Here is a 5,100-nt window from a genome sequence, read left to right as displayed (position 1 = left end):
GATCGCGGCCGTCGCGACGACCGCGCGGGCGGACTCCTCGCCGGAACCGGCGCGCCCGAGAAGGGCCCCGGCGAGGCCGTGGGTCAGGGTGTCCATGTGCCGTCGGGTTCGCGACGCTCGCGGAGCTCGGATCGCGGAGGGTCGCCCGATCGACGAGATCCGGAGCCCGCCGTCAAGCTCGTTCTCACTGTCACTCCTGGATCATCCCGCGGATCGGCCTGCAATTCACGCGCCGGGAATTTCGGGATAGGGTGAAGAGGATGCCGAACTACAAGCTGACGGTCGAGTACGACGGAACGCGCTACCGCGGCTGGCAGACGCAGAAGAACACCGATCGCACGGTCGCGGCCGTTCTCGAGCGCGCCGCTTCCGCCCTGTTCGGCGAGCCGATCCGGATGACCGGCGCGGGACGAACCGATGCCGGCGTGCACGCGCTCGCGCAGGTCGCCAATTTTCGCGCGGAGAAGCGGCTGGCCGGTCTCGAGATCCAGTACGGCGTCAACGACGCCCTTCCTTCCGACGTCAACGTCCTTTCCGCCGAAGAGGTGGATCCGTCCTTCCACGCGCGCCACGACGCGATCTCGAGGGAATACGAGTACCGCATCTCCCGGGTGCGGACCGCGTTCGAGAAACCCTTCGTCTGGTGGGTCCGGGACGCGCTCGACGTCGAGGCGATGCGCCGGGCCGCGGCGCTCTTCGCCGGCGACCACGACTTCTCCTCGTTCTGCGAGAACCCCGCCGGGCAGACGTCCACGCGCGTGCGCGTCGAACGGTGCGAGGTCGACGAGAGCGGCTCGAAGATCCTGCTCCGCGTGTCCGCCTCGCATTTCCTCTGGAAGATGATCCGCCGCATGACCGGAACGCTCGTCGAGGTCGGCCGGGGGAATCTCGCTCCCGACTCGATCGCGGCGCTGCTCGCCCGCCCTTCCCGCGAGCCGGCGCGCTGGACCGCTCCTCCGTCCGGGCTTTTTCTCGCGCGCGTGGTCTACGGGCCGCCCGGCGGCGCCTCCCCGGCGCGCCCGCCTCGCCCCGCTTCTCCGCCCGCGGCCCGCGCGAAGCCGTCGCCTCCCCCGCGCGGAATTCCCCCGCGTCCGCCGCGCGGGGCTCCCCCGCGTCCCCGCCGCGGGGCTCCCCCGCGTGCCCGCCGCGGGGCGCCCCCTCGCGGGCGCGGATGAACGCCGCCGCCGCGCGACTCTTCGTCGCGATCGACCCGCCCGAACCGGTCCGGGAGTCGCTCGCGCCGATCTGCCGCGACCTCGCCGGCGCGAAGTGGACGCGTCCCGGCCAGCTCCACGTGACGCTCCGATTCCTCGGTTCGGTCCCGGTCGAGGCCGTCGCCGGAATCGCCGAACGCCTGCGGGCCGTGAGCTTCGAGCCCTTCGAGCTCACCGCCCGGGGATTCGGCGTCTTCCCCTCCTTCCGGTCCCCGAGAGTGCTCTGGATCGCGCTCTCCCCCGCGGCGCCGCTCGAAGAGCTGCACGACGCGGTCGAACGGCGGCTCGACGGCGCCGTCGCTCCGGACGAAAAACGGTTCTCGCCGCATCTGACGCTCGCGCGGCTCGACGGAACCCGGGGATCGGCCGTCCGCGAATGGATCGCCCGGCGTGAGGCGTTCTCGACCGCGCCGTGGAGCGTCCCGTCGTTCTCGCTCTACGCGAGCTCTCTCACCCCCTCGGGCGCCGTTCACCGGGAGCTCGGGAGCTATCCGCTCGGCCGCGCGAACGCGGCGGCGGAGTAAGCTCCGCGGCGATGACCGGGACGACCCGGGCGGCGGACTCCCTCCCCGCGCGCGCCTTCGCCGCGATCGCGGTCCTGGACCTCACGTCGCTCCGCGGGGAAGACACAGAGGAATCCGTCGCCGCGCTCTGCCGCCGCGCGGCGGCCCCGGCGCCGGGCGCTCCTTCGGCGGCCGCCGTCTGCATCCTCCCGCGATTCGTCCACGCCGCGCGGCGGGCGCTCGACGGGTCGGCCGTCCGCCTCGCCTCCGTCGCGGGCGACTTCCCCTCCGGCCGCGCGCCGCTTCCCGAAAAGCTCGAGGAAGTCCGGCGCGCGCGGGGCGAAGGCGCGGACGAGATCGACGCGCCGATCGATCGCGGGGCGTTCCGCCGCGGGGACGAGCGCCGCGTCGCCGACGAGATCGCCGCCATCCGGGAAGCCTGCGCCGGCGCCACGCTGAAGGTGATCCTCGAAACGGGAGAGCTCGGGTCCGCGGACGACGTCCGGCGGGCCGCCGGGATCGCGATCGCGGCCGGCGCCGACTTCGTCAAGTCCTCGACGGGGACGATTCCCGCGGGCGCCACGCCGGAGACGATCCGCATTCTCCTCGAGACCGCGCGCGACGCGGAGGAGCGCCTGCGGCGGCGCGTCGGGGTCAAGGCGTCCGGCGGGATAAGGCGGCGGGCGGACGCCTTCGCCTATCTCGACCTCGCGAGGCGGGTCCGGGGTCCGGACGGAGCCGGCGCGGACCGGTTCCGGATCGGCGCGTCGTCGCTGCTCGACGATCTCGTCGCGGCGTCGTCCGAAGGCGCCGGATGAGCGATTCCGGCCGCCCCGATCCGCGGGCACGCTTCTCGGGACGCGTCGACGCCTATGTGCGCTCCCGCCCGGGATACCCGGATGGGCTGATCCCGCTGCTGCGGCGCGAGGCGGGACTCCTTCCCGCGCATTCGGTCGCCGACGTCGGCTCGGGAACGGGGATCCTGACGCGGCTGTTCCTCGACGCCGGCCACGAGGTGTTCGCGATCGAGCCCAACGCGAAGATGCGGGCGGCCGCGGAAGAGGCGCTCGCGGGCCGTCCCCTCTTTCGCAGCGTCGCCGGGAGCGCGGAGGCGACGACGCTCCCCGCGGAGAGCGTCGATCTCGTCGCCGCCGGCCAGGCGTTTCACTGGTTCGATCGCGAAGCCGCGCGCACCGAGTTCGCGCGCATCCTGCGCCCGCCGCGAACCGTGGTCCTGGTGTGGAACGACCGCAAAACCTCCGGCAGCGCGTTCCTGGAAGGATACGAATCGCTCCTGCGCCGCCACGGGACCGACTACGGCGCGGTCGACCACAAGAATCTCGGCCCGGACGTCTTCGAGTCGTTCTTCCGTCCCGGTCCGTGGCGGCGGTTCGCGCTCCCGAACGCGCAGCGGTTCGACGAGGACGGGCTGCGCGCGCGGGTGCTCTCCTCGTCCTACACGCCGCCCCCCGGCGATCCGCGCCACGCGCCGATGGTCGAGGAGCTCGGAAGACTGTTCCGGGAGACGGCGGAGAACGGTGCCGTCGTCATGGAGTACGAGACGACGGTGTTCGTGGGGACGGTCGGCGACTGATTCAGTCGCGAGTCGCCAGCAGCGGGTCGCTCGTCGGGAATCTGACTCGGGGCTCCCCTCGCTTGTGACTCGCGACTTTCGACTCTTCGACCCGTGACTCCCGTCAGGGCGTGAGAGGCAGCGCCTCCTGCTGGTCCGAATCGCCGGTCACGTTGTCGGTCGCCGACAGCCAACCGTAGAACGCCGCCCCCGCCGATCCCGCGTACTCGATCCGGCCGCCCGCCGACCCGACGAGCGCGCCGACGTTCCCCAGGACGAGGAGCCGGTGATCGCCGACGGGGACCTGCAGCTTGCCGATCGCCCCGTGCACGTCCCGGAACGTGAAGACGACCGTGCCGGCCGTTCCGCGATTGAAGAGGAAGAGCGTTCGATGGAGCCGGTTGTCCGACGAGACCAGGAATCGCCCCGTCGTGGTGAACGAATAGACCGGGCGCGCGGCGGAGGCGAAGTCCCCGGCGGGGGTTCGTTTGGCGAATCGCGCCATCCCGTCGATCGGAACGGAGCTCTTGACGACGACGGAGCCGAATCCGAGCGCCGGGTCCTCGTAGCGGAGGACGGCCGTCGCTCCGGGAGGCACCGACAACGGCGTCACCGAGGGCGAGGCCGAAGACGCCGGAAAGAAATCGAGCGTGACGTTCGCGGTCTCGGAAGCGGACGGGTTGGCGAACTCGAGCTCGCTCACGAGCGTTCCCCCGGCCGACGAGCCCGAGCCGGCGATGGGAAAGACGAAATCCGGCTGGGCGACGACCGGCGGCACGTAGGCCGCGTCGCCGGTCTGCTGGAAGAGAACCGCGTAGGGGAACACGTTCCCGGCCTGGACGTCGAACGTGACGTAGTCGCCGTTCTCCGCGTCCACGCCGAAGGCCGCGAACGCGGGATTGCTCTCCTGCCGGTTGTTCGCCGGGAGGAAGAAGGGAAAGGTTCCGCGGACGGTTCCGTCGGGACCGTGGAGCGTCGCCGTGCCGTTGGCGCCCGTCGGCGAATAGATGCCGAGGATCGAGATCTCCCCGGATTCCGTCTGCAGGAAGACGGTTTCGGCCGAGCCCGGCGCGAGTCCCGAGCCGGAGTGCCTGGCCGTGACCGAGAAGCCGTACGTGCCCCCGTCGCTTCGGATCGCATAGGTGCGCGTCATCGCCTGCGTGTTCGGGGCGTCCACGAGCGTCGGGGTGAAGAGGACCGTGCCGAACGCATCGCCGGCGTTCAGCTGCGAGGCCCCGAGGGCGTCGGGCACCGTGAGCGTCGTCGAGGGGCCGACGGCGTAGGCCTTCGAAGGGGGCGGGGGGACGGGGGTCGAGAAGAACGACGCGATCACGGCCCCGGTGGGCGCGGTACCGTCGTACAGGGTGAAATCCGTCCTGATGGCGCCGCTCTTCGAGCTGATCGCCAGCGGGACGACGAGGTCCGTCGGATTGCCCGGGGGAAGCAGCGTGAACTCGACGAGCGCGCCTCGCACGCCGGAGACGATCTTTCCCCCGACGGGAAGGATCGAGTACGACGTGCTCGTCGGCAGGAGGTTTCCGCTCGGGAGCGTGAATCGCGTGATGCCCGGCTTCGGAGTGGCCGTGACGATCGAGCTGTCGGGAGAGTCGTCCGCGCTCGCGAAGGTCACCGGGACGAGCGTCGTCGTCCGGACCTTCGCCGCCACGACGGGCGTTTTCGGAGGAACGAGCGTGTCGGTCACCGGGTTCGTCTGGATCGTCACCGTCGGCGCCACGTTCTTGTCGATGACGACGAAACGGCCGTCTCCACCGGACGGATCGGTCTCGACCGCGTAGATGAAATTCCCGGA

5 protein-coding genes are annotated in these 5,100 nt (G+C 71.5%); 4 read left to right on the top strand and 1 reads right to left on the bottom strand.

Features of this window, described 5'->3' with window-relative positions:
- The first annotated feature begins 260 nt into the window (after positions 1-260).
- From truA to VFS34_04255, 4 genes are read left to right on the top strand one after another with little or no spacing between them, the layout of a single operon-like run.
- Positions 261-1,175, top strand: coding sequence for a tRNA pseudouridine(38-40) synthase TruA (gene truA, locus VFS34_04270; protein ID HET9793657.1), 915 nt, complete (start codon positions 261-263; stop codon positions 1,173-1,175).
- On the top strand, positions 1,172-1,738 hold the full coding sequence (thpR, locus tag VFS34_04265) for an RNA 2',3'-cyclic phosphodiesterase (protein ID HET9793656.1): 567 nt from the start codon (positions 1,172-1,174) through the stop codon (positions 1,736-1,738). Before truA ends, thpR begins: the two co-directional genes overlap by 4 nt.
- A gap of 11 nt (positions 1,739-1,749) precedes the next feature.
- Positions 1,750-2,535, top strand: a complete 786-nt coding sequence (deoC, locus tag VFS34_04260) for a deoxyribose-phosphate aldolase (GenBank protein HET9793655.1) — start codon at positions 1,750-1,752, stop codon at positions 2,533-2,535.
- Positions 2,532-3,311, top strand: a complete 780-nt coding sequence (locus VFS34_04255) for a class I SAM-dependent methyltransferase (protein HET9793654.1) — start codon at positions 2,532-2,534, stop codon at positions 3,309-3,311. The genes deoC and VFS34_04255 overlap by 4 nt, the downstream gene beginning before the upstream one ends.
- Positions 3,312-3,414: 103 nt before the next feature.
- On the opposite strand, the gene VFS34_04250 is transcribed toward VFS34_04255, so the two are convergent.
- Positions 3,415-5,100 (bottom strand): hypothetical protein (locus tag VFS34_04250; GenBank protein HET9793653.1); only part of this gene is annotated, 1,686 nt, incomplete at its 5' end.

The organism is Thermoanaerobaculia bacterium (assembly GCA_035717485.1).
Classification (GTDB): Bacteria; Acidobacteriota; Thermoanaerobaculia; order UBA5066; family DATFVB01; genus DATFVB01.
Note: the sequence above shows the minus strand (reverse complement) of the source record. Positions and strands in the feature narration are given on the sequence as shown.

Coding starts and splice junctions, on each gene's coding strand:
- deoC (HET9793655.1), top strand. CDS start 1,750: ATGACCGGGACGACCCGGGCGGCGGACTCCCTCCCCGCGCGCGCCTTC.
- truA (HET9793657.1), top strand. CDS start 261: ATGCCGAACTACAAGCTGACGGTCGAGTACGACGGAACGCGCTACCGC.
- VFS34_04255 (HET9793654.1), top strand. CDS start 2,532: ATGAGCGATTCCGGCCGCCCCGATCCGCGGGCACGCTTCTCGGGACGC.
- thpR (HET9793656.1), top strand. CDS start 1,172: ATGAACGCCGCCGCCGCGCGACTCTTCGTCGCGATCGACCCGCCCGAA.